25 protein-coding genes and 1 riboswitch are annotated in these 26,668 nt (G+C 40.1%); of the genes, 10 read left to right on the plus strand and 15 right to left on the minus strand.

Going from position 1 to position 26,668, the window contains the following annotated elements:
- Window positions 1-51: 51 nt before the first annotated feature.
- A riboswitch (TPP riboswitch) is annotated at window positions 52-172 on the plus strand.
- A gap of 114 nt (window positions 173-286) precedes the next feature.
- Complete coding sequence (locus tag ESA94_RS04485; protein WP_240670985.1) at window positions 287-2,656, plus strand: TonB-dependent receptor; 2,370 nt, start codon at window positions 287-289, stop codon at window positions 2,654-2,656.
- A gap of 72 nt (window positions 2,657-2,728) precedes the next feature.
- Here ESA94_RS04485 and ESA94_RS04490 read toward each other — a convergent pair whose 3' ends face one another.
- The 5 genes from ESA94_RS04490 to ESA94_RS04510 form a co-directional block, all read right to left on the minus strand.
- Window positions 2,729-3,034: a rhodanese-like domain-containing protein gene (locus ESA94_RS04490; RefSeq protein ID WP_129129646.1), complete on the minus strand. Its 306-nt coding sequence runs from the start codon at window positions 3,032-3,034 to the stop codon at window positions 2,729-2,731.
- Between the two features lie 11 nt (window positions 3,035-3,045).
- Window positions 3,046-3,885: a PASTA domain-containing protein gene (locus ESA94_RS04495; protein WP_129129647.1), complete on the minus strand. Its 840-nt coding sequence runs from the start codon at window positions 3,883-3,885 to the stop codon at window positions 3,046-3,048.
- Between the two features lie 17 nt (window positions 3,886-3,902).
- Window positions 3,903-4,904, minus strand: a complete 1,002-nt coding sequence (locus ESA94_RS04500) for a D-alanine--D-alanine ligase (protein WP_129129648.1) — start codon at window positions 4,902-4,904, stop codon at window positions 3,903-3,905.
- Between the two features lie 81 nt (window positions 4,905-4,985).
- On the minus strand, window positions 4,986-5,480 hold the full coding sequence (locus tag ESA94_RS04505; RefSeq protein ID WP_129129649.1) for a YybH family protein: 495 nt from the start codon (window positions 5,478-5,480) through the stop codon (window positions 4,986-4,988).
- Window positions 5,481-5,603: 123 nt separating this feature from the next.
- Entirely contained in the window at window positions 5,604-5,951 is a 348-nt protein-coding gene (locus ESA94_RS04510; protein ID WP_129129650.1) for a 4Fe-4S dicluster domain-containing protein, read from the minus strand.
- 67 nt (window positions 5,952-6,018) lie between these two features.
- Here ESA94_RS04510 and ESA94_RS04515 point away from each other — a divergent pair, with 67 nt between their 5' ends.
- The 3 genes from ESA94_RS04515 (at window position 6,019) to ESA94_RS04525 (ending at window position 8,946) form a co-directional block, all read left to right on the plus strand.
- On the plus strand, window positions 6,019-7,014 hold the full coding sequence (locus ESA94_RS04515) for an acyl-CoA reductase (RefSeq protein WP_129129651.1): 996 nt from the start codon (window positions 6,019-6,021) through the stop codon (window positions 7,012-7,014).
- A 210-nt stretch (window positions 7,015-7,224) separates the two neighbouring features.
- Window positions 7,225-8,361, plus strand: a complete 1,137-nt coding sequence (locus ESA94_RS04520; RefSeq protein ID WP_129129652.1) for a hypothetical protein — start codon at window positions 7,225-7,227, stop codon at window positions 8,359-8,361.
- 177 nt (window positions 8,362-8,538) lie between these two features.
- Window positions 8,539-8,946: a DoxX family protein gene (locus ESA94_RS04525; protein ID WP_129129653.1), complete on the plus strand. Its 408-nt coding sequence runs from the start codon at window positions 8,539-8,541 to the stop codon at window positions 8,944-8,946.
- Between the two features lie 60 nt (window positions 8,947-9,006).
- Here the strand turns inward: ESA94_RS04525 and cydB are convergent, their stop codons facing one another.
- The 3 genes from cydB to ESA94_RS04540 form a co-directional block, all read right to left on the minus strand.
- Window positions 9,007-10,041 (minus strand): cytochrome d ubiquinol oxidase subunit II, encoded by a 1,035-nt coding sequence (gene cydB / locus ESA94_RS04530; protein ID WP_129129654.1) that lies wholly within the window; start codon window positions 10,039-10,041, stop codon window positions 9,007-9,009.
- 2 nt (window positions 10,042-10,043) lie between these two features.
- On the minus strand, window positions 10,044-11,423 hold the full coding sequence (locus ESA94_RS04535; protein WP_129129655.1) for a cytochrome ubiquinol oxidase subunit I: 1,380 nt from the start codon (window positions 11,421-11,423) through the stop codon (window positions 10,044-10,046).
- Between the two features lie 273 nt (window positions 11,424-11,696).
- Complete coding sequence (locus ESA94_RS04540) at window positions 11,697-12,134, minus strand: type I restriction enzyme HsdR N-terminal domain-containing protein (protein WP_129129656.1); 438 nt, start codon at window positions 12,132-12,134, stop codon at window positions 11,697-11,699.
- A gap of 47 nt (window positions 12,135-12,181) precedes the next feature.
- Between ESA94_RS04540 and ESA94_RS04545 the strand changes: the two genes are divergently transcribed.
- The 4 genes from ESA94_RS04545 to ESA94_RS04560 all read left to right on the plus strand — a co-directional run bounded on the left by ESA94_RS04545 (window position 12,182) and on the right by ESA94_RS04560 (window position 16,619).
- Window positions 12,182-12,961: an AMP nucleosidase gene (locus ESA94_RS04545; protein ID WP_129129657.1), complete on the plus strand. Its 780-nt coding sequence runs from the start codon at window positions 12,182-12,184 to the stop codon at window positions 12,959-12,961.
- A complete protein-coding gene (locus ESA94_RS04550) occupies window positions 12,954-14,711 on the plus strand; it encodes an ABC transporter ATP-binding protein (RefSeq protein WP_129129658.1) in 1,758 nt (585 codons plus the stop codon). Before ESA94_RS04545 ends, ESA94_RS04550 begins: the two co-directional genes overlap by 8 nt.
- A gap of 221 nt (window positions 14,712-14,932) precedes the next feature.
- A complete protein-coding gene (gene queA / locus ESA94_RS04555) occupies window positions 14,933-15,982 on the plus strand; it encodes a tRNA preQ1(34) S-adenosylmethionine ribosyltransferase-isomerase QueA (RefSeq protein ID WP_129129659.1) in 1,050 nt (349 codons plus the stop codon).
- 121 nt (window positions 15,983-16,103) lie between these two features.
- On the plus strand, window positions 16,104-16,619 hold the full coding sequence (locus tag ESA94_RS04560) for an acyl-CoA thioesterase (protein ID WP_129129660.1): 516 nt from the start codon (window positions 16,104-16,106) through the stop codon (window positions 16,617-16,619).
- Between the two features lie 5 nt (window positions 16,620-16,624).
- Here ESA94_RS04560 and ESA94_RS04565 read toward each other — a convergent pair whose 3' ends face one another.
- From ESA94_RS04565 to ESA94_RS04580, 4 genes are all read right to left on the minus strand, one after another.
- Window positions 16,625-17,569, minus strand: a complete 945-nt coding sequence (locus ESA94_RS04565; protein WP_129129661.1) for a hypothetical protein — start codon at window positions 17,567-17,569, stop codon at window positions 16,625-16,627.
- A gap of 63 nt (window positions 17,570-17,632) precedes the next feature.
- Window positions 17,633-18,781, minus strand: coding sequence for a carboxypeptidase-like regulatory domain-containing protein (locus ESA94_RS04570; RefSeq protein WP_129129662.1), 1,149 nt, complete (start codon window positions 18,779-18,781; stop codon window positions 17,633-17,635).
- Between the two features lie 46 nt (window positions 18,782-18,827).
- A complete protein-coding gene (locus ESA94_RS04575) occupies window positions 18,828-19,646 on the minus strand; it encodes an ion transporter (RefSeq protein ID WP_164972649.1) in 819 nt (272 codons plus the stop codon).
- 130 nt (window positions 19,647-19,776) lie between these two features.
- A complete protein-coding gene (locus tag ESA94_RS04580) occupies window positions 19,777-20,547 on the minus strand; it encodes a lysophospholipid acyltransferase family protein (RefSeq protein ID WP_129129664.1) in 771 nt (256 codons plus the stop codon).
- 103 nt (window positions 20,548-20,650) lie between these two features.
- Between ESA94_RS04580 and ESA94_RS04585 the strand changes: the two genes are divergently transcribed.
- Window positions 20,651-21,382 (plus strand): SIMPL domain-containing protein, encoded by a 732-nt coding sequence (locus ESA94_RS04585; protein ID WP_129129665.1) that lies wholly within the window; start codon window positions 20,651-20,653, stop codon window positions 21,380-21,382.
- 41 nt (window positions 21,383-21,423) lie between these two features.
- Window positions 21,424-22,083: a hexitol phosphatase HxpB gene (hxpB, locus tag ESA94_RS04590; RefSeq protein WP_129129666.1), complete on the plus strand. Its 660-nt coding sequence runs from the start codon at window positions 21,424-21,426 to the stop codon at window positions 22,081-22,083.
- Here the strand turns inward: hxpB and ESA94_RS04595 are convergent.
- The 3 genes from ESA94_RS04595 to ESA94_RS04605 all read right to left on the minus strand — a co-directional run bounded on the left by ESA94_RS04595 (window position 22,078) and on the right by ESA94_RS04605 (window position 26,650).
- A complete protein-coding gene (locus ESA94_RS04595) occupies window positions 22,078-23,856 on the minus strand; it encodes a chloride channel protein (protein WP_164972650.1) in 1,779 nt (592 codons plus the stop codon). The genes hxpB and ESA94_RS04595 overlap by 6 nt on opposite strands.
- A 5-nt stretch (window positions 23,857-23,861) precedes the next feature.
- Window positions 23,862-25,238 carry an HAD-IB family phosphatase gene (locus tag ESA94_RS04600; RefSeq protein WP_129129668.1) on the minus strand — a complete coding sequence of 459 codons (1,377 nt, stop codon included), beginning with the start codon at window positions 25,236-25,238 and terminating at the stop codon, window positions 23,862-23,864.
- A gap of 227 nt (window positions 25,239-25,465) precedes the next feature.
- On the minus strand, window positions 25,466-26,650 hold the full coding sequence (locus ESA94_RS04605) for an acyl-CoA dehydrogenase family protein (RefSeq protein ID WP_205755906.1): 1,185 nt from the start codon (window positions 26,648-26,650) through the stop codon (window positions 25,466-25,468).
- Window positions 26,651-26,668: the final 18 nt, after the last annotated feature.

Here is a 26,668-nt window from a genome sequence, read left to right on the forward strand (position 1 = left end):
TGAAAGAATTTATCTTTGCGGCGTCGAAGGAGCGGAAAACCGGCTTTCGACACAGATTCCCCGGGGTGCTTACCCGTCGGTTCCAGGGCCCGGAACCTGCACGGAGGCTGAGATCAAACCCGTAGAACCTGATCAGGGTAATGCCTGCGCAGGGAAGGAGGTTCCTACATGCATATTCCTCTCTCCGTTACGCAGCATTTCCAATTCAATTTTTAACCGTTAAAGTGATTTTGAAATGAAAAAATTGATGCTGGGAATGTTGATGATTATTTCTCAACAACTGGTAATGGCTCAAGCTACTGTAAAAGGTATTGTGAGCGAAAAAGAAACGGGCAACAGACTTGCCTTTATTTCTGCAGAAATTGATAATGTACTTCAAAGTGTGAGCAACGAACACGGAGAATTCATTATGAAAAAACTCAAACCGGGAAAGCACAAATTAAAATTATCCGGTGTTGGTTACAAAACTTCAGAATTTGACTTTGAAGTAAAGGAAGAAACATTTGTAATTCAATTCCAGATTGAAAAGCAGGTATTGTTTCTTAATCCGGTAGAAGTTACTGCCATTCGTGCAAACGACCGTATGCCGTTTACTAAAACCAATCTCAACAAAAAAGAGATTGAAAAAATGAATACTGGGCAGGACCTTCCGTTCATTCTTAACCAAACGCCCTCTGTTGTTATTAACTCCGATGCGGGTAATGGCATTGGTTATACCGGCATTCGTATACGTGGTACCGATGCAACAAGAATCAACATGACGTTAAATGGCATTCCGTATAACGATGCAGAAAGCCAGGGTTTGTTTTTTGTGAACCTCCCCGATTTTGCTTCTTCTGTAAACTCCATCCAGATTCAACGTGGAGTTGGTACTTCTTCAAACGGTGCAGGTGCATTTGGTGCTACACTTAACCTCAGTACTAATGAGTTTAATGAAAAACCTTACGCAGAGCTGAATAACGGTTTCGGCAGCTTCAGCAGCTGGAGACATACGATTAAAGCCGGTTCCGGATTAATCGGGAAACATTTTACTATTGATGGTCGTGTATCGTTTATCAACAGCGACGGTTTTATTGAAAGAGGCGCATCCGATTTGCGTTCGGCTTATTTATCTGCAGCATACATCAACAAAAAAACATCGCTGCGTTTAAATGCGTTTACAGGAAAAGAAAAAACCTATCAGGCATGGAATGGTATTCCTGAAGCAAAGCTGAGAGGCGATGAAGCGAAGCTGCTTGAACATTACAACAACAATTATTATCTGTACGATACAAAAGAGGATTCTGCAAACCTCTTTAATCCGAACAATAACCGTACATACAATTATTTCCGTTACGGCAATCAAACCGACAACTATCGTCAGGATCATTACCAACTCTTATTCAACCACGAGATCAATAAAAGCTGGAATATCAATACGGCTTTCTTCTTAACTCGTGGTTTAGGTTATTACGAAGAATACAAACGTGGAGAATCGCTGGATGATTATGGTTTGAACGCTGTTACAGCAGATATTATCCGTCAGCTTTGGTTAGATAATTATTTTTACGGTGCTACTTTCTCAGCACAATACAAACGCAACAACGATCAGTTGACTTTTGGTGGCGCATACACTCGTTACGATGGGAAGCATTATGGCAAAATTGTATGGAGTGAAGTTGCTGTGCCAAAAGATTACAAATGGTACAACCTTACAGCGTTTAAAACAGACTTTAATTTCTATACAAAATATCAGCGCCGGTTAAACAGCCGTTGGGAAGCATTTGCCGATGTGCAGTACAGAAATGTGAACCACACGATTAACGGTTTCCGCAAGAATCCAAGTTTGCAATCTGGAGGAAACTTCAATTTTATCAATCCGAAACTGGGTATATCATACGCCAATGGAAACGGCTGGTTAGGTTTTGCATCGTTCAGCATTGGAAATAAAGAACCAAACCGTGACGATTTTGAAGCAGGTGTTACACAGAAACCCAAACACGAAACGCTTTACGACTTTGAAGTGAATATTGAACAACGCAAAGCTCAATACAACTGGAGTGTTACCGGTTATTACATGCATTACAATAATCAACTTGTATTAACAGGAAAAGTAAACGATGTTGGCGGTTATACACGTACAAATGCTCCCAAAAGCTATCGTGCAGGTGTGGAATTGCAGGCAGGTGTAAAACCCATCAGCTGGTTTAATGCAAACGCTAATTTAACATTGAGCAAGAATCGTATTCTCAACTTTACAGAGTTTGTAGATGACTATGATAATGGAGGACAGCAGGAAAATAAATTCGCATCAACACCTCTCTCCTTTTCTCCATCAGCTGTTGCAGGGTTTACACTCAACTTTATTCCGGTTAAAAACGGAGAGATCAGCTTACTGAACAAATATGTATCACGCCAGTATCTCGATAATACCGGTAATGATGCAAGAAGTATTAATCCATTTTATGTAACCGATCTTCGTTTAAGTTACCAGCTTCGCTTTAAAAAGGTAAAGGAAGTAAATTTCAACTTACAGTTAAACAACCTGTTTAACCGGGTATACGAAACCAATGGTTATACGTTTGGTTATATCTACGGCGGGCAAACCATTACTGAAAACTATTATTACCCAATGGCAGGTACTAATTTTATGGCAGGCATCAATATCAAAATCTGATAAAAGAACCGCATATAAAAAGAAAGGCCGCTGTAAACAGCGGCCTTTCTTTTTATTCGTTCAATAAACCGATTAACCAAATACCTGGCGCCAGTTAAGCATACCACCTGTAAGGTTTATAACGTTTGTAAAGCCCATTGTTTCAGCAAACATACAAGCCTGTCCGCTGCGGTTTCCGCTGCGGCAGTAGAAAACCACTTCCTTTTCTTTTAATTCTTCCAACTCATCTACATCCATCGACAGAATACGACCAAGCGGATACAATGTGCCACCAATATTAAACTCAGCGTGTTCGTGCGGTTCACGTACATCAACAATATTTAATTCTTCGCCGGCATCTATTCTTGCCTTCAACTCTTCTGCAGTGATTGTCTTCATTTTTTTATTTATTAATATTCGTTTACAGTTTCAGGTTTCTTTTCCATTACAGCCTTTGGTTTGGGAATGCTGTCAATCTTTGAGCGATCGGTACTGATCCACACATCAATCAGCTGTCCACCACGGATACGTATCGGTCGTCCTTCATCATCTCTAACGGGAGGGTTTTGCTTAATAACAAATGCCGAAGCACTGTCTGCTATTGCACCATCAACCACTACTGCTCCCAGCAAAAGATCGTTGCTTTCCAGCAACACTTTTGCTTCGGCAAATGTAAGTCCTAATAACAAAGGAACAGACACTTCGGTTTGTTTTATACCTCCACCAATTACAAGACTAATGCTGCTGCCCATTGGTATTTTAGCACCGGGCTTAACGGAAACACCCTTGTATAATTGTTCGAGTACAGAGCCTACAGCAAAATCGGGTCTTGTAGTAGTATCGCCGAGTTTTAAACCGAGTGTATTTAATTGCAACTGCACGCTACGATAGGTTTGTCCTACGAAGTTGGGCAAAGTTACTAACGGTGCTTCTGCACGGTTGATGGTTAAATAGATGGTACGGTTCACCTTCACCAGTTCTTCGGGTTGCGGCGATTGTTTTACAATAGAAAGTTTTGGAAGACTATCGTAGTAAACACTATCCTGCACTTCTACCCGAAAGCCCTGGGCCTCCAGTACTTTCGTTGCATCTTCAACCGTTTTGCCTTTTACGGAGGGTACTTTCGCATACTTTCCATGTTGCGTAATACTATCGAGCAGTTGAAAAAAAATAAACACAATTGCAAGCCCGAGTAAAAGCGCAATAAGCAGGTTTACAAAAAAGGAACGTTTGGTAATAAATTGAAACACGTTATTTAGTTTAAAACTTATTTCGCAGCGGCATCTGCCAGTGCTTCTTCAATTAAAGATGCATAAAAATCTTCAAGCTTCCATCCCATTGCTTTTACTTGCTGGGGAACAATGCTTGCGTCGCTCTGCCCTGGAATGGTATTGATCTCTAACATAAACGGTTCGTTACGCTCTTCATTGTAAATAAAATCGATGCGTATTACACCGCTGCAGTTAAACACAGCATATACTTTCTTTGCAGCATCGCTTACTTTTTTATATACTTCTTCGCTTGCTTCTGCCGGTGTTATTTCTGTACTCTTACCCTGGTACTTTGCCACGAAATCGAAAAACTCCATGTCGGCATCAGCTTTTACCTCTGTCATCGGCATTGCAATAATTTCACCTTTGTGCTTAAATACACCTATTGTAAATTCCCTGCCGGTAATCATTTCTTCAATCAACACCTGGTTATCTTCTGCAAATGCTTTTTCAATTGCAGCAGCAAGATTTTCTTTTTTACTCACCTTGCTCATGCCAATACTGCTGCCGCCATTATTGGGTTTTACAAATACAGGAAGATTTAGATTAAATTGATTACTGTCGAAAGCCTGCTGTTTAAACAGGTGCACACTCTTTGCCACATTAATACCTGCAAATGCAGCTACTGCAACAGTATACCTTTTATTAAAAGTGATAGCCGATGTTGCTGCATTGCACGACGTGTAAGGGAAACCCAACACATCAAAATAACCCTGCAGTTTACCATCTTCACCGGGTGTGCCGTGCATACCAATAAACACACACTCAAATATTACTTTATGATTGTTAACACTTATTGTAAAATCGTTCTTATCAACTGCAAACAATTCACCATTCTCTGCTTTATAAAACCATCCCTCTTTTGTAACATCAATTACATACACATTGTATTTCGACTTATCGAGGTGATTAAAGATAGTGGTTGCACTTTTATACGATATTACCGCTTCGCCACTATAGCCGCCTGTTACCAAGGCTATGTTTTTGGGTCCGTTCATGATGATGGTTGTTTAAATATTGGTTTGATTTCCGGTTGATTGTTACGGGGCAGTAAGTATTCAAAAATCCTGCCGCTCTGTTTACATTCCTGTTTTTTCTGCACCGGCGTTACCCGAGTCAATCACAAATTTCCATTTACCATCGGGCTGCCTTTTCCATACATTCAGATAAGTTCCTTTTAACGTTGTATCGGCAGTTACTACTTTATAAACACCATAGGTATAACCCATATCGGCAGAAGCAGCAATATCAGCACCGTGCGGCTCCCATGTCATTTTAAAAGATGTGTCTTCCTGTGCGTTGAGGTATTTTATTACATCTGCTTCAACAATTGGCATATAGCCGGGACGTAACAAAACTGCATCGTCTGCAGCATATTCAAGAAATGCTTTGTTCATTCCGTTTTTTTCGCTTGCGGCAGAAAATGCTTTATCTGTTTCCAGCATTTCATCGAGCTGCTTTCGTGCATCTTCAGTTTTTCCGGAAAGTGTTTCGGGGCTTTCCTGCTTTTTAAACTCCCAATTGCAAGAGGAGAAAATGGCTGCAGCCAGCAGGATGTATGCAAACTTCTTCATTGCTGCAAGATATAAAAAGCAAGGTGAAGGTTTTCAAGCCTTCACCTTTTTTTAACGGGAAATATCACCCGCTGTATTCCGGAATCGTTCTTACGGGAACTCATCCATCGGTTGAAAAAGAGACTAACTGTGTAAGCGATCTTTACGTGCCATCAAATCATCTACAGTTTCCTGGTACATATCATCAGGAACGCAGCAATCTACCGGGCAAACAGAAGCACATTGTGGTTCTTCATGAAAACCCTGGCACTCGGTACATTTATTAGGTGTAATGTAATAAGTATCCATACTCAATGGACTTTGCTTTGCTGCAGCATCCACTTGAGATCCATCAATAAGCGTATACGATCCTTTAACGGTTGTTCCATCAGCGATTGCCCATTCTACACCGCCTTCATAAATTGCATTGTTGGGACATTCGGGTTCGCATGCCCCGCAGTTAATACATTCTTCTGTAATTTTTATAGCCATAACCTTAGAATTTTTTGGGGTTAGATTTAATTTACTTTTGCATTTCAAATGTAAACTAAAGCTTTGAATGAATTTACAACAAAGGCTGGAAATTTTATCGCAACTTGGTGAATATATTTCTTCAAACTCGCCCGAGTGGCAAGTGGCTTGCCAGAGGGCCGAACAGCAAAACAATTGGTTTACACAGGCATTTATAAAAAATGCAACCGACTCAATTGCTGATAACTTTTTATTGCTGACGAAACTACGCAGCTGGGCTGATTACTATCATCTAAACGACAGTGTAATACCAAAGACTATTGGCATTGTAATGGCAGGAAATATTCCATTGGTTGGGTTTCATGATTTTCTTACTGTCTTCATCAGCGGACATAAACAGGTTTGTAAACTTTCGTCGAAAGATGATGTGTTGTTAAAGCATCTTGTTCAAAAAATGACGGAGTGGAATCCTGAAACAGCACAATATGTTCAATTCAACAGCATGTTGAAGAATTGTGATGCTTATATTGCCACAGGCAGCGATAACAGCGCCCGTTATTTTGAATATTATTTCGGTCGCTACCCATCCATCATCCGAAAGAACAGAACATCTGTTGCATTGCTTACCGGTAACGAAACGGAGGAGCAACTCTCTTTGCTGGCAGATGATGTGATGCTTTACTTTGGCTTAGGTTGCCGCAACGTTACCAAACTGTATGTTCCCGCCAATTACGATTTTGTTCCATTGCTGAATGCGTTGAAGAAATACAAATGGATGTTCGATCATCATAAATACCGCAGTAACTACGATTATCAGCTAGCCATTTATTTAATGAACAATGTGTATTACATGACCAACGATTGCATTGTGCTTGTTGAAAACGAGCAATTGTTTTCACCCATCGGCACATTGCATTACAGTTATTACAATTCTGCAAACGAAGTAACGGATGAATTAAAAAACCACGAACAGGTACAGGCTGTTACGGGTACAGCAACAATACCTTTTGGCTATGCCCAGCAACCGGGACTGATGGATTATGCTGACGGAGTAGATGTGATGGCCTTCCTGTTAAGCCTGTAATAGCAGACGTGGGGCTTAGGAATAGAAGGATATTATATTACCGGAAACCAAGTATCGGAGGCAGATCTGTCGATTTCAGTGTAGTCTGTTATTGCTGCCGGATAAATATTTACATTTAGTTTTAAAAGAGAAGAGTGCAAATGCTTGCACTCTCTTTTTTTGGGTATTATCTTAACGGGAGCTCTGATACCAAAATCCAATACAATCACTATGAAACACTCGACACTTATTTGTGTGCTGCTAACCTTATTGATTACTGCGACTAACCCTTCTTTTTCGCAATGCAGTAATTCAGGTTTTAAATTTCCTGCAACGGTCAACAACAACACATCATCCGGTATTTTCTCATGGGGAAGTGTAACAAACATTGTTTCTTCCGATAATCTTGAAGCAACAGCAGGCTACACGCTGGGCTTGTTTGCAAGTGCACAATCAAACAATCTCCTGTCTCAAAATTTCAACATTGCCATTCCTGCCGCAGTTACTATTTGCGGTATTGAGGTGCAGATTGAATGTGATGCTGATGGTTTGGGTATTCTTGGAACCTCCGTTAAAGACCAAACAGTACAATTATTAAAAGCTGGCAGCCTTGTGGGAACAAACAAAGCTAAAACGAGTTCATGGTCAGGATCTGAAGCAGTGGTTACTTATGGAAGCAATACCGATCTGTGGGGAACTACATGGACCTCTGCCGAAGTTAACAGTGCCGATTTTGGAGTTGCCCTTGCAATACAAATAAACTCCGGAGCTGCAGGCGCTTTTCTTAATGCCGATATAGATGCTGTTACTGTAAACGTCTACTATCAGCATATTGCTTTGCCAAAAAATATTGAAAGTTTTAATGCTGTGCAAAAAAACAATACTGTTCAGTTAAACTGGAAATTAGAAAAAGACCATAAAACAAAAGAAATATCGCTTGAGCGTAGCTTATCTGCTTCCGATTGGCAAGAGATAGCTCATTTTAATTCGGCAAAAAACAACCAGGAGCAAACAGACTTTGAAGCTTCCGATCTGTATCCATCAACCTCTAACAACTATCGTTTAAAAATTACAGACATAAACGGAAATAGTTCTTACTCTGCATCGATCAATGTAAAAGTTAAGCCGGTAAACGATGTGCTCATAAGCACAAACAGTCAAAAGAAAGCAGTTGTTATTACAAGCTGCAAACCGATTGCTTATTGCAACGTGTATAATTCTTTTGGCGTTTTACTTAAAACCATTCGCTGTCCCAATTCTGTGTTACAAACAGAAATACCTTTCAACCAGCTGCCCGATGGCTATGTATTAATACAGGCCTGCACAGAAACTGCAAGGGAAAGCAGGCAGCTTTTTGTTCAGAAGTAATAATTATTCAGCATTATGTTTATTGTTAAACCTTAAAAACAAATACACTAAATATTTGCTTCAGGTAATTTTATTCGTAACTTAATAGTGAGGAAGCGGGTTTCATTGCAGCAATTATCAGAACGGGAGAAAGAAAAACAGATATCAGCCATATTTTTTCATTTTAAAACTTCTGTTATGAAACATTACCACATCGTTTCACGGATTGCGATTTATTTGCTCTCTGTAATTCTAATAGCATTTGGCATTTTCCACTATAAACACCCGTATGATTTATTGGTTTATGTACCCGATTTTTTACCGGGTGGTGTTGCTTGGGTATACATTGTAGGCACTGCATTTATATTAGCAGGCGTTTCTTTTCTTACCAACAAGTTTGTAAAAATTACGGGGTATCTACTTGCTGCAATGCTTATTGTTTTTGTATTAACCATTCACTTACCCAACTCAATGAATGCGGGAGCTCCGGAAATGCGCCAAATGGCTTTAATAAATTTATTAAAGGATACAGCCATTGCAGCATTTGCACTGCATATTGCCGCAGGTGCTTATAAGCAACATCTTCATTTCGATCATAACGACTAATAAAAAAGACTAACCAGTTCCGCATACTATTGGCGCAGGTGTAGCATGGCTACGCCTGCATCAGTAGCTCATTTCATCGAGTTTCACCTTTCCTTTAAATGTCCAGAACACAAAAGCGGTATACATTGCCACTAACGGTGTACCAATAAGTGCAATAATGAGCAGTATCTTCATTGTTTTGGCCGAAGCTGCTGCATTATGAATTGTAATGCTGTTGTTGATGTTATTGCTTGCATATAAGAGGTAAGGAAATATTTCCACGGCAACCATTATCAGCAATAATGCAATGGTAACAGCCGAGCTGATGAAGGCGTAGCGGTACATTCCTTTCTTGATCTGTCTTGGAATATTTGCAATGGCCAATATCATTAACACCGGCAACAGAAACAAACCCGGCGATTGCCTGAACTGATCGCAGAGATGTGGCACATACAGCAATGTGTACAATGTTGTAATTACAAAACTCAACACAAAGAACACGGTGAAATTATTGGCCAGCAAGTGCATTTTTGTGTACAGCCTGTTTTCTGTTTTCATGGTAAGATAAATAGCACCGTGCATCAGAAACAGAGCCAGTGTGGTAATGGATACCATAATAGGAAACGGATGAAAGAACGACATCCAGTTACCTGCAAATTCTTTTTGTTCATTTAACGGTAACCCATATGCCACATTGCCCAACATCAATCCTAACGAAAGTGCAATTACAATACAGGCAATATTATACACTACATCCCATGTTTTACGCCACCACAGCATCGGTTCTTTACTTCGAAACTCAATAGCAACTGCACGAAAGATTAAGCCAACCATAAAAATCATAAACGGCACATAAAACGCAGAAAAGATAGCTGCATATGCAACAGGAAACCCGGCAAACAATGCGCCGCCGCCAATTACCAGCCATACTTCATTACCATCCCAAACAGGGCCAATGGCATTCATGGCAATACGCCTGCTTTGTTCTTTTTTAAGAAGCAAATGCAGTGCACCGGCTCCAAGATCGAAACCATCGAGTATTGCATAGCCACTGATAACGCCACCAAAAACCAGAAACCACCAAACATTATAATCTAAACCAAGAAACGTTTCCATAATTATTGTTGCATTATAGGGTTATTGCGTTTACTGCCTTCTTCCAATTCTTCTTTTGCATGATCGCTTACCGGGCCATGCTTTATTTTTCGGTTGAGCAAATACAAAAACAAAACAAGTAATAACAAATACACGATTGTAAACATGATAAGTGAAAACAGCACCTGGTTTGCTGTTACTGTTTTCGATAAAGCATCCGATGTTTTGAGCAAGCCATAAACCACCCAGGGTTGCCTGCCCATTTCTGCTGCAAACCAACCAGCCTGGTTAGCTACTTGCGGCAACAACACAGCAAACACAAAAAGCCAAAGCAGCCATTTTGTTTCGAACAAACGGTTACGTCGCCATTGCCACACAGCAAACACAGTTAGTGCAATCATGGCCATTCCGCAGGCCACCATAATATGATAGAACTGAAAAATAGCATTGATCTGTTTGGGTCGCTCATCTTCAGGAAAAGCCTTTAACCCCTTAACCGGATCATTAAAATTTCCATGAATGAGGAAAGACAATCCACCCGGAATTTTTAAACCGCTCACCTCTTGTGTTTTGTTATTTACATAACCCAACAAAAACATATCAGCCATGGCCAATGTATCATAATGTCCTTCAATGGCAGCAAGTTTTGCAGGTTGATTTTTTGCCACACCATCGGCACTGTGATGCCCTGCTACCAACTGTAATAACGAACATGCTGTAGCAACGATCAATGCAAGTTTAAATGATGGTCGTGCAATTTCAAGATGACGTTTGCGAAGAATATAGTATGCATTTACACTCAACACCAAAAAAGCACCTGAAAGAAATGCGCCGATCCACACATGCGTTAAACGATCTACACTCGATGGATTAAAAACCATTGCCCAGAAATCGGTTATTTCGGCACGTGCATTCATGCCTTCGCCAACAATATGATACCCTGCAGGTGTTTGTTGCCAGGAGTTTGCCACAACGATCCAGATGGCAGAAAACAACGAACCTAAAAACACCATGATCGTTGAAAAGAAATGCACTCTTGAACTAACCCTGTTCCAGCCAAAGATGAGAATGCCAAGAAAGCCCGACTCGAGTGCAAATGCAAAAATACCTTCTGCAGCAAGTGCACTGCCAAAAATATCGCCTACATATTTTGAATAGGTTGCCCAGTTGGTTCCAAACTCAAACTCCATAATAATACCCGTTGCCACACCAATACCAAAAATGAGTGCAAATATTTTTATCCAGAAACGGGTTGCATCTTCGTAAATCTTTCGGCCTGTTTTCAGGTACATTCCTTCCATAATAACAAGCAGCAGTCCCAAGCCAATACTTAAAGGCGGATAGATATAATGAAAGGCTACTGTAAACGCAAATTGTATTCGTGAAAGGACCTCTACATCCATAAAAACGGTTGATAATTGAAGAATAGTTAGCTGGAAAAAACAAAGATAGATGAGGAACAAACCCACATTGAACAGACAGAAGAAAAAATGTTTTTCGGGAACACACGGTTGTTTGCCTTGAAAAACAAAAACCCGTTAAAACACCTTTTTTGGAATTTGCCGGCAATAATAGCTTTGTAGCCTAAGGCCGTTGCTACCTGCACGAAAAACACCTAACCGCAACACTTCGAAAAACAGGCCCAAATATACCGCAGGAGAACATGCACGAAGTACTTATTCAAATTCCGGCAAGTCAGTAATACTGATGAGCCGGTTTTCTTTTTTTACCCATGCATAAGTGTACGAACCATTACTGATCACAAGATATGGAACAGGTACCGACATGTTATAACGAACAATCTGTTCCAATACTTTTTCCGACAATTCAACATCCATTGCTTTGCATTCGATCATCATCCAGGGTTGATGATTGCTGTCATAAATCAATACGTCAAACCGTTTTTTCAATTCAGCAAGACTGATTTCTTTTTCTACACCAATAAATGCAGCAGGATATTTTTTTGTTTGGATAAGATACTGAAGCAGGTTTTGTCGTACCCATTCCTCAGGTGTTAACCGCACCCATTGTTTACGAATTTCATCAAAGATCAATTCTTTCCCCTCATCTTCTTTTATACGGAATGCGGGTTGAGGAAACGTTACCTGTATCATGCGTCAAAGTAAATGATTAATTTAGCAGAATTTAAAAAAATGAAAGTATGAAGACGAAAGAGGAAATCGTAAAGAACTGGCTGCCCCGTTATACCGGTCAGCAATTAGAGGATTTTGGCAAATACATTTTATTAACCAACTTCAGCAATTATGTAAATCTGTTTGCAGAATGGAACAATGTAGAAGTAGTTGGAAGAGACAGACCGATGCAGTGCGCTACTGCAGATGGCATCACCATCATCAACTTTGGAATGGGTAGTGCAACCGCTGCAACAGTAATGGATCTGTTATCTGCAATTGATCCAAAAGCAGTTTTATTCTTAGGAAAATGTGGCGGCTTAAAAGCAAAAAATAAAATCGGCGATCTTATTCTTCCTATCGCAGCTATTCGTGGCGAAGGTACAAGCCGTGATTATTTCCCTTCTGAAGTTCCTGCACTCCCTGCCTTCGCATTGCAAAAAGCCGTTTCAACAACTATTCGTGATTACGACAGCGATTACTGGACAGGAACTGTTTATACAACCAACCGCAGAGTTTGGGAACATGATGAAGAGTTTAAAACTTATCTCGAAAAAGTAAGAGCCATGGCGATTGATATGGAAACAGCAACCGTATTTATGGTAGGCTTTGCCAATCATATTCCAACCGGTGCTTTATTACTTGTAAGCGATAGCCCAATGACACCAGATGGCGTGAAAACAGAAGAGAGTGATAAAAAGGTGACAACTAATTTTGTTGAGAAGCATATTAAAGTCGGTATCGACTCTTTAAAACAACTCATCAATAACGGAAACACCGTGAAGCATCTTCGTTTTGAAAATGAGTGATGCTTTACTTTCCATACAGGATTTAGAAGTTGCGTTTAAAACAGAAGATGGTTTTACAAAAGCTGTTGAGGGTATTTCTTTCAGTATTGCAAAAGGTGAAACCGTAGCAGTAGTTGGCGAATCAGGTTCGGGCAAATCGGTAACATCTCTTTCTGCTTTACAATTGCTGCCTCAACCTCCTGCTGCTTATCCAAACGGAAAGATTCTTTTTACCCGTAAAGACGGAACAACTATTGATCTGTTGAAAATTCCTGCAGCACAATTGCAATCCATTCGTGGTAATGAAATTGCCATGATCTTCCAGGAACCAATGACATCGCTCAACCCTGTGTTCACCTGCGGAACACAGGTGATGGAGGCAATACAGTTGCACCAGCAAGTGAGTAAAGAAGAAGCCCGTTTACGCACCTTATCATTGTTTGAAAAAGTAAAGCTGCCAAATCCTGAAGCAATGCTTCATCGCTATCCGCACCAGTTAAGCGGCGGACAAAAACAACGTGTAATGATTGCGATGGCCATGAGCTGCAACCCATCGTTGCTTATTGCCGACGAACCAACAACTGCTCTTGATGTAACAGTGCAAAACACCATTCTGCAATTGATCAAACAATTGCAAAATGAAAACGGCATGGGTGTTTTGTTTATTACGCATGATCTTGCTGTTGTACATGATATAGCCGACAGAATTGTTGTGCTGTATAAAGGTGCTATTGTTGAACAGGGAACAACAACCGACATCTTTCAACGTCCGCAGCATCCTTATACAAAAGCACTACTCGCCTGCCGTCCTGCACTGCATCCAAAAGGAAAACGCTTGCCCGTTGTCAACGATTTTTTAGAAGTGGCAAATACAGCCGATAGTTTTAAGCCGACAGTGGTTAGTGAAAAGCCCGACATACAAAATCCAAATTCCAAATCCGATAGCTATCGCATCCAAACCCCTGATTCCCCAACTCCTCTGCTTGAGGTAAAAAACCTCAACGTTTGGTTTTCAGAAAAGAAAAAACTTTTTGGCAAACCAACTTCCTTTATCAAAGCAGTAAACGATGTAAGCTTTGATGTATTTGCAGGAGAAACATTGGGATTGGTTGGCGAAAGCGGCTGTGGCAAAACCACATTGGGCCGTGCCATTCTTCGTTTGGTTGAAGCAACATCCGGGAGTATTTTGCTCAATAGCAAAAACATTCTTGATCAGTCTGCCAATGCATTTAAGTCAAACCGCAAAGATCTGCAGATCGTTTTCCAGGATCCGTATTCATCGCTTAATCCACGCATTACTATTGGCGATGCCATTACCGAACCCATGCTTGTGCATCAATTAGCCACTACAAAAAAACAGGCGAAAGAACGAACCGTTGGTCTGCTGGAAAAAGTGAATCTCACGGCCGATCATTTTAAACGCTATCCGCATGAGTTCAGCGGCGGGCAGCGGCAACGCATCGTTATTGCAAGAGCATTGGCGCTGCATCCTTCCTTTATTGTTTGGGACGAATCTGTTTCAGCGCTCGATGTAAGTGTACAGGCACAGGTACTCAACCTGCTCAACGATCTGAAGCAAGAATTCAACTTCACTTCCATCTTTATTTCACACGATCTGGCTGTGGTGCGTTATATCTGCGACCGTATTATTGTAATGAACAAAGGACAAATCGAAGAAACAGGCACTGCCGACGACATTTATTTCCATCCGCAAAAAGAATACACCCGGCAACTTCTCGAAGCTGTACCCGGCCGAACTACCCTGGTATAAACCGTAAAAACCAACGCCCTGGCTATCGGCTATCAACTACCGGCTAAAGACCAGTATCCTGTGGATAAGTTTCCCCGGTTTCGGCCTTTTCCCTTACCTTTGCACCCATCAAAAAGTAACAGGTTCAAACCCGGTGCCGTAAGACGGGGTTTGGAGAGTCACTCCTAAGTACTCATCTCACTGCTGCGTTTGCACCGTTACTAAAATTTATAAAACGTAGTATGAAGTTATCTCAGTTTACCTTCGATCTTCCTCTTAATCTCATTGCCCAGAACCCAACAAAGAAACGTGAAGACAGTCGCCTGATGGTGGTTCACCGCAAAACCGGTCAAATTGAAAACAGAACTTTCCGTGACATTATGGAATACTTCGACGACAAGGATGCTTTTGTTGTAAACAACACCAAAGTATTTCCTGCCCGTATGTATGGCCGTAAAGAAAAGACCGGTGCAAAAATCGAAGTATTTCTTCTCCGTGAATTAAACAAACAAAACCGTCTTTGGGATGTAATTGTTGATCCCGCAAGAAAGATCCGTGTTGGTAACAAATTATATTTCGGCGACACAGAAGATCTGGTTGCAGAAGTAATTGACAACACTACATCACGTGGCCGTACCATTCGCTTTTTGTTTGATGGCACAGACGAAGAGTTCCGCACTGTGTTGTACAACATGGGCGAAACTCCACTTCCAAAATACATTAAACGTAAACCCGATGAAGAAGATCGTGAGCGTTACCAAACCGTGTTTGCAAAACACGAAGGTGCGGTTGCGGCTCCTACTGCAGGTATGCACTTCAGCCAGGAGTTGATCAAGCGCTTGGAAATTCAGGGTGTACGTTTTGCAGAAGTTACATTGCATACGGGCCTGGGAACTTTCCGTCCTATTGAAGTGGAAGATCTGAGCAAACATAAAATGGATGCAGAGTATTATAAGATCGATGAGTTTGCCTGCAAAATTGTAAACAAAGCAAAAGAAGGCAAGCATCGTATCTGCTCTATCGGCACAACAACCATGCGTGCACTGGAAACATCGTTTACCGCACAGCAGCTGTTAAAACCAAGCGAAGGCTGGACAAATATTTTCATCCATCCTCCTTACAATTTTAATATTGCCGATTCACTGGTAACAAATTTCCATTTGCCCAAAACAAGCTTATTGATCATGACCTGCGCATTTGCCGGTTACGAGCTTACAATGGAAGCGTACAAAAAAGCAATTAAAGATAAATACCGTTTCTTCAGTTATGGAGATGCGATGTTGGTTATCTGATAACATTATCCCTCTCCTTGTGAGAGGGATTTTTTTTCTTAGTTATAAAGCAGATAGACGATCAATAGCAAATCTTCGTTTACTTTGCGCCCCGGCCCATAAGCCAAAAACAGTTTTTCAAATGAACAGCAAAACAGCAAAAGAATCGTTTATTGTAATGACAGAGTTGGTACTGCCAAACGATACCAACGTATTTGGCAACCTCATGGGCGGCCGTTTAATGTATTGGATGGATATTGCTTCTGCGCTTGCCGCAGGCAAGCATTGCAACTCTCCTGTTGTTACAGCAAGCGTAGATAATATTTCGTTTGAAAGCTCTATTAAACTTGGCAATGTGGTTCATATTGAAGCAAAAGTTACGAGAGCATTCAACAGCTCTATGGAGGTGCACATGAAAGTGTGGGGCGAAGATACTGTGCAGCAATATCGTTATAAAAGTAACGAGGCTTATTATACATTCGTTGCACTTGACCCTAATCGCAGACCTAAACCCGTTCCACAATTAATTCCTGAAACAGAAGAAGAACAAAAACTCTTCGAAGGTGCTTTGCGGCGCCGCCAGTTACGTTTGATCCTTGGTGGTAAGATGAAGCCACATGATGCAGCAGAGTTGAAAGCGTTGTTTGCGGGTGAGTAATTTGACTATTTGATTACGGAATAATCTATATTCTTGTTTAATGTTTGCGGATTCCCATCCGCTTCAACATAACCAATTTCAATAGGCATCTGATAGTTTCCAGGACTTTTATTAATTTTTGTATCGTAGATAAATCTACCTCTTTCATCAGGTAATATTTTTTCGCCGTTTACGAGCATATAGGATTTAGAAAAGTATCTAAACTCGGCAATACCGGCTGTTATTTGAAGTTGGTCGCCCGATTTAAAGTAACGCATATTTGTACCGATCAATATTTCAGTAGAATTATGATTCAGGTGACTTGTCGTTTTATCACTAATAAAAAAGTACATTCTTTTTTCGTTCAAGAGAATATTCGCTTTCAGGCTTTCCAAAAATGCATCCACCGATATTGCAGGTTGATATTTAAAAAATTCAAGAAAATTATCAAGATTCTCTAACTGCTTTTCATTCTCCGGCACATCAATCAACAGGTGTGTTATATATTCTTTGTTACTTCTGTCTATTGCCTCTAGTTGAGTTTTATATAACTTAAGTTTTCTAAAAAGAAATTTTGCCCGCTCCTTTTGAATAAAAAGTCGCTTAACAGCATCAAGATTGTCTTCATAATAAAAAGGTTCACTTTCATCTTTAGATGTTGCCTCCGCTATTAAATCACTTTGTGCTTTTTTTATTTCATTAATCGCTGAAGTTGTAATACTTTTTACCCCCATCATCTGCGGTAGAAGCAACTCTGCCTTTTCTCTTGTTTCAGGGAACTGTGTTTTCATTTGAAAAGTTGTTAGCGCCTGTTCGTTTTCTCTCTCCAATATCGCTACACTATTTTCCAAGCTTATTTTTAAGGCTTTTACCACATATAAATCATTCGGAGTTCTTCTTGAACAGCCAATAAAGAACAAGTTGAACAATAAAAAAACAAACAGGCTGGTTATAGAGAAGCGATATCCCATCGTTAACTTTTTTATGAAACGCTATTTACAACTGCTTATTATCGTTCTTTAACAACGAGAAACTCACTCAGGCACATAATCCTCCGGCAGCATATTCGCCAGTCGTTCATACATCCACATACCATCGTAGTAAAACGACATGGCTGTTAATAATCGTCCACGGTAATCTACAAGTAACGGAACAGGTGGTTTAACAGGCCGTACTCCCGATACGGTTATATCCCGCAACTGTCCTGTAATGATACGGTTCTTGGTCATTTCATTTTTTAATGCCGTGTTTTTGTTATACAACACACGCAACCAATCGGCTATTTTTAATTGATAAATGCGATAGCCCGAATCGCTGTAGACATGCAGAATACTGTCTTCTGTTACAGGCACGGCCATATCCATACTGCTTATTCCGCTGCTTTGTATGGTTATTGTTGTACCTGCACCGGGTTCTCTTTTCATTTCTTTGCGGTAAACATTCTGCATATTGAAGCCATCCTGCTTGAGATTTTTGTTCACCAGACTTCTGAAAAAATGCATGGAGCTTCCTTCATATGTTTGTCTGCGCCTGCGTGTCCACCTGCGTTTTGTTTCGCCATCGGTATCCTTATCAAAAAATCGGGTGTAGCCAAAAAATCTTGATTCGCCGGTTGAACGGTTAAAGTAAAAATCAACCAGGTCGAAGTTCACAACATAACCCAGCTCAGGATTATCAACCACCAATGTTGTATCACAATAAGCAATTATTTCGTTGCTGCTTCTGCCTGCTGTAAACTGCACATCTTTCAGGTTTTTAATTTTAGCTCTTGCAGCAGCATTTGTCTGGCCCAGTAAAGTATGTTTAAAAATTTCGAGATAACGCATTCGTGTTTCGCTTGGCAAAATGAGCAGCTCACGCATCTGCTGTTCCTTTCTGCCCATTTCAAACTTAATTTTTAACGATGCAGAATGCAGGTTGGCTACATAGAGAATGTTGTGATAACCTACAAACGATGCAACAACTTCGTACTCGCCGGGAGCAAACGGACCTAATTGAAACTCACCTGCGGTGTTGGTAACCGTGCCGCTGGTAGAATTATTGATAAACACACTTGCATTTGCAAGCGGTTGACCAGTATCGCCATCAACTACAGTTCCCCGAATAAAAAAGGATTGCGCATAAAGACAGTTGCACAATGGCAACAGAAAAAGTATGATGATAAAGGTTCGCAAAAAATGCATGGGTGAAATAAAGGCTTACAGTAAAGATAAAAGAAGAACCTGCATACTACTCAGTATGATCGTGATGAAAACTATGGCCGCAGTTCGGGCATTTGACTGTTTTCTTTTGCCTCACTTTTTGCATTTCTTCTAAAAAACCGGCTGTAATAATACCTGCAGGCAATGCAAAAATAGCTACACCGCAAAGCATAATAATTGCCGTCATCACTTTTCCTAAAGTGGTTATGGGCACCATATCGCCATAGCCTACCGATGTAAGTGTAACAAAGGCCCACCACAATGTGGCAGGTATACTGGTAAACACTTTTGGTTGTGCCTGGTGCTCGGTAAAGTACATAATGCTCGATGCAATGATTACCAGAAAAAGTATCAGCACAACACTCAGCTTTAATTCACTTGCACGTTTCACAAATACATTCTTTACCATGCGTGCCGATTTCATGTAAGCAGTAAGCCGGAACAAACGCAGAAAACGCAGGAGTCGTAAAATACGCAGTACACGCAGATCGAGCCCGATAAGCGAATGAATATAGAAGGGTAATATTGCCAGGAGATCAATTATTCCTTCAACAGAAAAAACATAGCGAATCCTTCCATAAAGCGAATGTTCAAACCTTGCCTCGTGTATACAACTCCACAAGCGCAATAAATATTCAATCGTAAAAATGATAACGGAGATAAGATCGAAATAATGAAAGAAGGTAAGATACTTATCGTGTAAGGGCTGTACAGTTTCAAGTATCACCACAACTACGTTAGCAATAATTAAAAAAATGATAAACCCGTTAATGATCTTATCCCATTTTGTTTCGCCTAATTCGGGATGCAGTAAGATGTGTATTTTTTTCCTGACTTTATGGTACATGCAGTGGTTTTTGGCTGTTTTAAAGTTAATGAATAAAACAGGTTTTGCAAGAGCGAACAATGCGGCCTGCCTGCAAATAAAAAAAGGATGAACCTGTTGGTTCATCCCTTCTAACTTCTTTTATTTACACTCATTTATCAATAATGCTCATCAGGTGATGTCTTCCTTTGAGCATATATTTTTTACTTTGTTCAATTGAATCCATTACCTGGTCGAGGATTTCTTCTACAGGTGCATTGTAATCAATATCCAACGGTTCTTTAATGTTTACCGAAAGCAGGCTGCCTCTTTTCTTAAACTTCAAACCTTTCTTATTGAAAGCACGCCAAAAACCGTTGATAACGATTGGTACAACAATTGGTTGATTTTGTTTAATGATGTAAGCAGTTCCTTTACGTCCGGGAGCAAACGGTTTGGTTGTTCCCTGCGGAAAAGTAATTACCCAGCTATCATTTAATGCACGTGCAATATTTCTTGTATCACCGGGGTCGAGTCCACGTTGTACTTCCTTACCTTCTGCACGCCATGTACGTTTAACTGTAATGGCACCGGCCTTTGCAAACAAACGGGTAAGCCATGTATCCTTCATGGTTTCTGCTGCAGCCACATAGTAGATATTTGTTTTGGGATTGAGCAGATAGTAAGGAATACCTAATCCTTTATAACGGCCCCACTTTGCTGCAAAAAAGATGTGCAGGAAAGTGATAACATCGGCAAAATAAGTTTGATGATTACTTACAAACAACACATTACGTCCGGGCAGATTTTTTAAATTCTCGCCACCGGTAATTTTTAACCTGTTTATGAGTACAAGACCAGGGTAAGTAATTACGCCCAGCACACCATAAATAACCCTACGGGTAAGGTTAAACTTCTTGAGTCGTTCTACAAAAGTTGACATGGTTAAAGTTGATTGACGTCCCTTGCGGGTGGTGCAAGATAACATTTTGGTAACATTCAAAGCATTATTTTTTCGATAATTATTTCACATTTAATCATTGATCATGAAACAGTTACAAAGCCTTCTGGTCGTTTTACTCTTTCTTCAAACCGCAACTGCACAACTTCAGTCAGTCAGCAACCCCTACCCAAAAACGATTACCGTATCGGGCACAGCAGAAATGGAAGTTGTACCCAATGAAATTTATGTACAGGTTGACTTACGTGAATACAAAAAAAAGGGGGAAGAAAAAGTAGAGCTTGAAATAATAAAAGAAGAGTTTTTACAACACTGTAAATCGGCAGGCATTCCGGATTCGCTCATCAGCATAGCATCGTTTGAAGGAGCAAATGGTAACGACTGGTGGCGCAAAAGGAAAAAGGACCCTCAGTTATTTTCATTCATCTCTTATCAAATAAAATTTTCGGAGAGCAGTAAAATGGAATTACTTACTGAAAAACTAAACGAAGAAGCTACTGTAGGTTTTAGAGTTATACGTGCCTGGCATACAAAAATGACAGAATACAGAAGGCAGACAAAAATTAATGCCATTAAATCTGCAAAAGAAAAAGGCATTTATTTAACTGAAGCAATAGGTGAAAAAATTGGCCAAGCCATTACAATTACTGAGCAGGATGAAAACAATCCTTTTGAGCCATTTCAATTCCAATTTAACACTTCAAACACAATACTTAAAAATGGATTTTATGCTGACGATAAATCAGAAAGTCAGAATATTAATTTTAAAAAAATAAAAATCAGGTTTACGGTTGATGTAATTTATGCTTTACAATAAAAATATTTCGATATTCCTTTTTTTTACCTAAAGTTTGCGCCATGAAATTAAAGGCAGCAATTTTTGATATGGATGGTTTACTAATTGACAGTGAACCTTTATGGCAGGAAGCAGGCAGTGAAACTTTACATGAATTCGGCATTAATTTAACAACAGAACAATACCACAGCTCTACTGGTTTACGTACCGAAGAATGGATACAGCATTGGTTTCATTATTTCAATATTCCGACGCAACATGCAGTACAGGCAGTTGAAACCATTATTCAAAAAGCTGTTTCAAAAATTGATGCGAACGGCATTCCTTTTTCCGGATCTGACAGCATCATTCCTTTTATGCGTTCGTTCGGTTTAAAGATTGGTCTTGCAACTTCTTCTCCACTTTCGCTTGTTGAAGTTGTATTGAGAAAACTGAAACTTGAAAATAGTTTTGATGCCATTACATCGGCCGAAAAACTTCCGTTTGGCAAACCGCACCCACAGGTTTACCTCAACTGCGCCAACGAGTTGAATGCTGCCGGTATGGAATGCATTGCATTTGAAGATTCGTTTAATGGCATGATCGCTGCCAAAGCTGCAAGAATGAAATGTGTAATTATTCCTGCTGTTGCAGATTACAATCATCCAAAATGGAATGCTGCCGATTTAAAGCTGCAATCGCTTACTGCTTTTGATGAAGAGCAATTGAAACTGTTTTTATAATTGCTCAGAAAGATGATGTGCGTTGAGCGTTTCACGCAAAAGCCCGAGTAATATCCGTTTATCTGCAAAGCCAATAAACGCACCATCTGCATTAATAACAGGAATATGCCATAGCTCCGATATATCGAAGAGACGCATAATTTTTTGAATATCGTCTTTTACCGAAATACTGTACTGTGGTTTTACACTTACATCTGCCACACTTGTTTTATCGAACAGTTCTTCACGCAGCAAAATCGATTTTACATCGTCGATATAAACAAGGCCTGTAAGCTTTTGCTCATCATTCAATACAGGAAAAACAGTTTGATCGGTAATAAGAAATGCATTACTGAGTTTGCGAAAACTGTCGTCGTATTTTAAAGCAATGTATTTCCGGTCGATGATCGACTCCGGTTTAATATTATTCAGGAGCACAAGTTCCCTGTCATCAATTTTAAAACCTTTTTGCGCCAGTTTTTCTGTGTAAATGGAATAAGGCTCAAATGCCCTGCTAATGAAATAACTTACTGCTGCAACAATCATCAGCGGCACAAATAAGGTGTAACCACCCGTAACTTCAGCAATTAAAAAGATAGCGGTCAGCGGTGCATGCACCACTCCACTTAAAATACCTGCCATACCTGCTGCAACAAAATTTACAGTGAGTAATTCTTTCCATCCTGTTGCATTAAAAAAATAGGCAAAGCCAAAACCTGTTACAGCTCCTGTAAACAACGTAGGTGCAAACACGCCACCATTACCGCCTGCATGCAGTGTTAATGATGATGCAATTACTTTAAAAAAAACAATGCCGGCGATGATCACTAAAAAAACATATGGGTTTGTGATCCATTCTTTGTAAAAAGTATTGTTGAGTAATTTGTCTGAATTGTTTTGAAACAAAGCAGCCATTGTTGAATAACCTTCGCCATACAAAACCGGGAAGCAGAAAATTAAAAGCCCCAGTAACAACCCACCTCCTATTGCTTTCGGCACTACAGTTTTAACTGCTGCAAATTTTTTCTCCGTCCAGAAATACATGCGCATAAAATACACCGATATCAAACCGCATAAACCTCCAAGCAACAGGTAAAAAGGAATTGCATCAACACGCCATTCTTTTGTAAGCAGATAAAACAAATGCTCATCGTACATGAGCCTTGAAACAACTGCACCGCTTGCAGAAGCAATAAGAATAGGTATAAACGTTGGAATAGAAAATTCTGCAATCAACACTTCCATTGCAAACAATACTCCCGCAACAGGAGTGTTAAATACGGCTGCAATACCTGCCGCTGCACCGCATGCCAGTAAAACAACTCGTTCTTTATGACTCAATAGAAATATACGTGCAATGTTTGCGCCCACAGCCGAGCCTGTTGCAACAATTGGCGCTTCCAACCCAACAGAACCTCCGAACCCAACTGTTATAGCACTGCCCACCATATGTGTGTACATATTATCGGGCGAAACATTTCCATGCCGTTTAGATACAGATTGAATGATACTGCTGATGCCACTGCCTGTTTTTCCTTTACGTATCTTCTGCACATAAAACACAGTAAGCAGAATGCCGATAAGCGGAAGCAGGTAAAACAAAAACTCCCAGGCATTATCTTTAAATAATCCGCCAAGTGCGAGCTGCAGTGCGTGTACAGATTTTTTCAGCAACACTGCAACAAAGCCCATTGCCACACCTACAATGATGCTGGCAATGAGCAAAAAATTACGATCGCTGATGCGTGCAACTCTGTAACGGTTAATATTTCGAACAACAGTTCTTAGCGACATGAACATCAGGCAAATTCCAGTATCTCTTCAAATCTTGGAGAGGTAATCTGCCGGTCGGCAAGGTAGTTTAATAATTCGTTGGATGAGCAAAAAGAAACACCAACACCAACATGCTTGATCATGCAGAGATCGTTTTCTCCATCGCCGATTGCAATTGCATTGTTGATACTGATATTGTAATGTTGTAAAATGTGTTGCACGGCATTTGTTTTACAAATACTGTGCTTACAAATTGATTCGGTATGATTAAAAAAGAAAGATGGCAACTTTACTTCGCCTGTTGCTATACTTTTTGAAAACTCAAGTTCGTTAGCGAGTGAAAAATCGGCGCCAATTTTTGTTTTGATATGATTTGTTACCACATCATAACTATCGCTGATGATACCTACTACATAGCCTCTGTTTTTTAATTCTTTTACTACTTCTTTTACATCATGTACTAATGGTATGCTGTCAGCAACGGCCAGCACCTGCGAAAGATCAAGCCCCTTCAACAACTTTGCAATGTTTTTTGTAATGCTTGCCGAATCTGCGCCACTTGTGCGGATATTGATGAGTTCTTTTTGAAAACCATACAGCCTTGCACAAGTATCGATAAACCGTCCACGCAAAATGGTATTGTCCATATCAAAAATGGCGATCTTATCCAACCCCATTAAACTTTCACGAATAGCAAAATCCATCTGGTCTCTTATTTCGGAGTAGGACTGTAATTCTTCAAGATTAATTTTTGCTTTGTTTTCTTTCATCGCTTTTTGAATAATTGCTCTCGATACTTCTTTACTCATTTTACCCAACGCCTGCCAGGGTTTGCTCTTATTATCGAGATAGCCAATGTTCACCTCTGTAATACGGGCCTTTTGCAAATACATGTCGATAAGGATACCGATGTCCACACCATAATCATCATAAAAATCAATTTGCTCAAAGAATTGTTTTCGCCCAGCTATCATACCACTGAGTGGTTGTTCAAATTCCGAAAGGCCGGGAAATAAAATATTGAGCAATGGTTTTGCAACAAGCTCTGTTACACGACCTGCATTGCGTGCAAATGTTGCTTTTACAAAATCGTGTGTGTTGTTAATGATTGGGTTTGTAAGATCACAAATTGTGTTCGGAGGATACGGATTAATATCGCCATCGAGAAAAATCAGAATATCGTTTGTTGCACAAAGCATGCCTTCTTTCATAGAAGCGCCTTTGCCTAATTTTGTACTGGTAATTACTTTAGCCCCTGCAGCAGATGCAATTGATACCGTATCGTCAAACGACTTATCGTCTACCACAATTACTTCCGATACATGTTTGTTTGCAAATGCGAACTTAACTACACTCTCAATTGTTTCTGCTTCATTCAAAACTGGAATAATTACTGTTACCATGCGAATAGGTTTTAAAAATCAGAAAATCGGGTTAACGTTCAGTTAGTTTACAAGGAGTACAATTATGAATAACATATCGTTGAAGACAATTGCAAGATGGATGCCACAAAAAAAGGGTTGCCCGGTTGAAATTTAATTTCTGCTAATAATCAGGCAGTTCGAAAAAATCTAAACATAAAAAAAGGACATCTGTATAAGATGTCCTTGTCTTTTATAAAAATTGACAATTATTTAAACGCATTGAAACCTGTTACATCCATACCTGTAATCAACAAATGAATGTCGTGCGTGCCTTCGTATGTAATTACACTTTCAAGATTCATCATGTGACGCATAATGGAATATTCGCCGGTAATACCCATACCGCCGAGCATCTGCCGTGCATCTCTGCAAATATTTGTTGCAATTTCGCAGCTGTTACGTTTGGCCATGCTTACCTGTTGCGGTGTTGCTCTTCCTTCGCTCATCAACACACCTAAACGCCAGTTGAGTAATTGCGCTTTGGTAATTTCGGTAATCATTTCTGCCAGTTTTTTCTGTTGCAACTGAAACGCAGCAATAGGCTTATCGAACTGAATACGTTGTTTGCTGTAACGCAATGCAGTATCGTAACAATCCATAGCTGCACCCAATACGCCCCACGCAATTCCATAACGTGCTTTAGTTAAACAACCGAGCGGGCCTTTTAATCCTTTTACATTCGGTAAAATATTTTCTTTGGGCACTTTTACATTATCAAATACCAATTCACCTGTTGCACTTGCACGCAAACTCCATTTACCGTGTGTGGTTGGTGTAGAAAAACCTTCCATACCACGTTCAACAATTACACCACGCACAATCCCTTCTTCATCTTTTGCCCATACAACAGCTACTTGCGAGTAAGGTGCATTACTGATCCACATTTTTGCACCATTGAGAATAACATGATCGCCTGCATCTTTTATATTCGTCAGCATACTGCTTGGATCACTGCCATGATTGGGTTCTGTTAATCCAAAACAACCCAGCCATTCGCCGCTTGCAAGTTTGGGTAAATATTTTTTACGCTGCTCTTCGTTACCATACGCATAAATAGGATACATCACCAAACTACCCTGCACACTTGCTGTTGAACGCACACCACTATCGCCACGTTCAAGCTCCTGCATCATTAATCCATAACTGATATAATCCAATCCGCCGCCGCCATATTCCACAGGAACTGTTGGACCAAAACAACCCAACTCACCCATTTGCTGTACGATCTGTTGTGGAAATTCTGCTTTTTGTGCATATTCTTCAATAATGGGAGATATTTCTTTCTTTACATAAGTGCGCACTGCATCACGAATGAGTTTATGTTCTTCTGTGAACAACTCATCTACCAAATAATAATCGGGACTTTGAAATAAATCTTGTTTCACTGACATAGCAAAGGCGTTCGTTTT

It is taken from the genome of Lacibacter luteus (genome assembly GCF_004118265.1).
Lineage (GTDB): Bacteria > Bacteroidota > Bacteroidia > Chitinophagales > Chitinophagaceae > Lacibacter > Lacibacter luteus.

Coding starts and splice junctions, on each gene's coding strand:
- ESA94_RS04485 (WP_240670985.1), top strand. CDS start 287: ATGGCTCAAGCTACTGTAAAAGGTATTGTGAGCGAAAAAGAAACGGGC.
- ESA94_RS04490 (WP_129129646.1), bottom strand. CDS start 3,034: ATGAAGACAATCACTGCAGAAGAGTTGAAGGCAAGAATAGATGCCGGC.
- ESA94_RS04500 (WP_129129648.1), bottom strand. CDS start 4,904: ATGAACGGACCCAAAAACATAGCCTTGGTAACAGGCGGCTATAGTGGC.
- ESA94_RS04505 (WP_129129649.1), bottom strand. CDS start 5,480: ATGAAGAAGTTTGCATACATCCTGCTGGCTGCAGCCATTTTCTCCTCT.
- ESA94_RS04510 (WP_129129650.1), bottom strand. CDS start 5,951: ATGGCTATAAAAATTACAGAAGAATGTATTAACTGCGGGGCATGCGAA.
- ESA94_RS04515 (WP_129129651.1), top strand. CDS start 6,019: ATGAATTTACAACAAAGGCTGGAAATTTTATCGCAACTTGGTGAATAT.
- ESA94_RS04520 (WP_129129652.1), top strand. CDS start 7,225: ATGAAACACTCGACACTTATTTGTGTGCTGCTAACCTTATTGATTACT.
- ESA94_RS04525 (WP_129129653.1), top strand. CDS start 8,539: ATGAAACATTACCACATCGTTTCACGGATTGCGATTTATTTGCTCTCT.
- cydB (WP_129129654.1), bottom strand. CDS start 10,041: ATGGAAACGTTTCTTGGTTTAGATTATAATGTTTGGTGGTTTCTGGTT.
- ESA94_RS04535 (WP_129129655.1), bottom strand. CDS start 11,423: ATGGATGTAGAGGTCCTTTCACGAATACAATTTGCGTTTACAGTAGCC.
- ESA94_RS04540 (WP_129129656.1), bottom strand. CDS start 12,134: ATGATACAGGTAACGTTTCCTCAACCCGCATTCCGTATAAAAGAAGAT.
- ESA94_RS04545 (WP_129129657.1), top strand. CDS start 12,182: ATGAAGACGAAAGAGGAAATCGTAAAGAACTGGCTGCCCCGTTATACC.
- ESA94_RS04550 (WP_129129658.1), top strand. CDS start 12,954: ATGAGTGATGCTTTACTTTCCATACAGGATTTAGAAGTTGCGTTTAAA.
- queA (WP_129129659.1), top strand. CDS start 14,933: ATGAAGTTATCTCAGTTTACCTTCGATCTTCCTCTTAATCTCATTGCC.
- ESA94_RS04560 (WP_129129660.1), top strand. CDS start 16,104: ATGAACAGCAAAACAGCAAAAGAATCGTTTATTGTAATGACAGAGTTG.
- ESA94_RS04565 (WP_129129661.1), bottom strand. CDS start 17,569: ATGGGATATCGCTTCTCTATAACCAGCCTGTTTGTTTTTTTATTGTTC.
- ESA94_RS04570 (WP_129129662.1), bottom strand. CDS start 18,781: ATGCATTTTTTGCGAACCTTTATCATCATACTTTTTCTGTTGCCATTG.
- ESA94_RS04575 (WP_164972649.1), bottom strand. CDS start 19,646: ATGTACCATAAAGTCAGGAAAAAAATACACATCTTACTGCATCCCGAA.
- ESA94_RS04580 (WP_129129664.1), bottom strand. CDS start 20,547: ATGTCAACTTTTGTAGAACGACTCAAGAAGTTTAACCTTACCCGTAGG.
- ESA94_RS04585 (WP_129129665.1), top strand. CDS start 20,651: ATGAAACAGTTACAAAGCCTTCTGGTCGTTTTACTCTTTCTTCAAACC.
- hxpB (WP_129129666.1), top strand. CDS start 21,424: ATGAAATTAAAGGCAGCAATTTTTGATATGGATGGTTTACTAATTGAC.
- ESA94_RS04595 (WP_164972650.1), bottom strand. CDS start 23,856: ATGTCGCTAAGAACTGTTGTTCGAAATATTAACCGTTACAGAGTTGCA.
- ESA94_RS04600 (WP_129129668.1), bottom strand. CDS start 25,238: ATGGTAACAGTAATTATTCCAGTTTTGAATGAAGCAGAAACAATTGAG.
- ESA94_RS04605 (WP_205755906.1), bottom strand. CDS start 26,650: ATGTCAGTGAAACAAGATTTATTTCAAAGTCCCGATTATTATTTGGTA.